Here is a 1,232-nt window from a genome sequence, read left to right as displayed (position 1 = left end):
CGGCGTCGCACCGGTGGGCTTCGACGTGCGGCGGCCGACGCTCGACGAGGTCTTCCTCGCCCTGACGGCCGAGGAGGTCGCAGCATGACCACCGCCATGGACATCAGCCCCGTCTCCGTCCTCGAGGACCCGCTCGACGAGAGTCCACCGACGAGCGCGACCGCCGCGGTCCGTGCCTTCGCCTGGCGCTCGCTCCTCAAGCTCCGTCACACGCCCGAGCAGGCCGCGGACGCGATCTTGATCCCGGTCCTCTTCACCGTGCTCTTCACCTACCTCTTCGGCGGGGCGCTCGCCGGGTCGCCACGGTCGTACGTCCAGTACCTGCTGCCTGGGACGCTCGTCATGGCGATCCTCCTCATGACCGTCTACGGCGGGCTCGCGCTCAACACCGACGTGAGCCGCGGGGTCCTGGACCGCTTCCGGTCGCTGCCTGTGTGGCAGTCGGCCCATGTGGTCGGGACGCTCGCGGGCGACGTCGGGCGCTATCTCGTCGCGGCCGTCCTCGTCGTGCTGCTCGGCCTGCTCATCGGATGGCGCCCGGACGGCGGCATGGCCGGTGTCCTCGCCGGCGTCGGCCTCGCGGTGGTCTTCGCCTACGCGCTGTCGTGGGTCTGGGCGGTGATCGGGCTGCTCGCGCGGTCGCCGCAGGCGGTCTCGATGCTCAGCTTCCTCATCCAGTTCCCGCTCACCTTCGCGAGCAACGCCTTCGTCGACCCCGACACCATGCCCGGCTGGCTGCAGGTGTGGGTCGAGGCCAACCCGGTCAGCCTGCTCGTCACCGCCGAGCGCACCCTGTTCGCCGGCACCGCGGACCTCGGGGACGTCGCGTGGGTGCTGGTCGCCTCCGCCGCCCTGGTCGCCGTCTTCGCACCACTCACGTTCCACCTCTATCGAAGGAGATCCGCATGACGTCCTACGGCTCACCCGACGGCGTCGTCCACGCCCGCACCGCCGCCGACGTGGCCGGCGCCGTCGACCGCATCCGCGACAGCGGCACGTCCCTGACCGTCCGCAGCGGCGGCCACAGTGTGGCCCGGCACAGCGCCGCCGACGGCGGACCGCTGCTCGACCTGGGCGGCCTGGACGACGTCCGCGTCCTCGACTCCGCCACCGGCCTGGTCCGGCTCGGTGCCGGCGCCACCTGGGGCCGCGTCGCGGACCGACTGGCGCCGCACGGCCTGGCGATCAGCTCCGGTGACACCCGCAGCGTCGGTGTCGGCGGGCTCGCTCTC

General features: G+C 72.6%; 2 protein-coding genes. Both read left to right on the top strand.

What is annotated here, in order from left to right; all coding sequences use genetic code 11:
* Positions 1–84 precede the first annotated feature (84 nt).
* Complete coding sequence (locus PV363_RS17810) at positions 85–909, top strand: ABC transporter permease (protein WP_220366388.1); 825 nt, start codon at positions 85–87, stop codon at positions 907–909.
* Positions 906–1,232: FAD-binding protein (locus tag PV363_RS17805; protein ID WP_301023095.1), on the top strand; the 327-nt coding region annotated here is incomplete at its 3' end. The genes PV363_RS17810 and PV363_RS17805, both read left to right, overlap by 4 nt.

The sequence above is a fragment of the Mumia sp. genome (genome assembly GCF_028803055.1).
Taxonomy (GTDB): domain Bacteria; phylum Actinomycetota; class Actinomycetes; order Propionibacteriales; family Nocardioidaceae; genus Mumia.
Note: the sequence above shows the minus strand (reverse complement) of the source record. Positions and strands in the feature narration are given on the sequence as shown.